Source organism: Acidiphilium sp. JA12-A1, assembly GCF_000724705.2.
GTDB classification, from domain to species: Bacteria; Pseudomonadota; Alphaproteobacteria; order Acetobacterales; family Acetobacteraceae; genus Acidiphilium; species Acidiphilium multivorum.
The window spans coordinates 1-760 of sequence record NZ_JFHO01000254.1; the positions used below are offsets into that span (position 1 = coordinate 1).

Genomic DNA, 760 nt, shown 5'->3' on the forward strand with positions numbered 1-760 from the left:
CGTTGAAGGCGAGCAGCCGCGGTTCGAGATGGCGACGCGATGGGTATAGCGCGAGAGATAGGCGAGCACTGCTTCGGAGCCACCGAAGGGCGGCTTGGCGTAGACGACCCAGCGTTTGTGGCGGACCGGCGAGAGGTGGCGCAGAAAGGCTCGTCGGTCTGTGAGTGGTGCGAGGCCGCCGAAGAAGGCGAGCTTGCCGGCATCAAAGAGCGCGAGCAGGCCGGTGACGAACAGGCGGCGGAACAACTTGCCCAGGACGCGCACCGGCACGAGGAAGGCCGGCCGCGTGGAGACCCAGCGCTCACCGTCGAGCGAGATGCCGCCGCCCGGCACGATCATGTGCACGTGTGGGTGGTGGGTCAGTGCCGACCCCCATGTATGGAGCACGGCGGTGATGCCGATCCGTGCGCCCAGATGCCGGGGATCGGCGGCGATCGTCAGCATCGTCTTGGCCGCGGCGTGGAACAGCAGGTCATAGACGGCAGCCTTGTTGTGGAAGGCGATGTCGGCGATCGCGGCCGGCACGGTGAAGACGACATGGAAATATCCGACCGGCAGCAGGTCGGCCTTGCGCGCGGTGAGCCAGGAGCGTGCGGCGGCACCCTGGCACTTGGGGCAGTGCCGGTTGCGGCAGCTGTTATAAGCGATCCGCCGATGGCCGCAGTCTTCGCAGGCTTCGACATGACCGCCCAGGGCGGCGGTGCGGCAATGCTCGATCGCCGACATGACCTTGAGCTGATGCAGGCTCAGCTGCCCAGCA

General features: G+C 67.1%; 1 protein-coding gene. It reads right to left on the reverse strand.

The annotated features are described in order from the left end of the window. On the reverse strand, positions 1 to 760 hold a 760-nt coding region (locus RT91_RS19765; RefSeq protein ID WP_035189697.1), incomplete at both ends, for a transposase.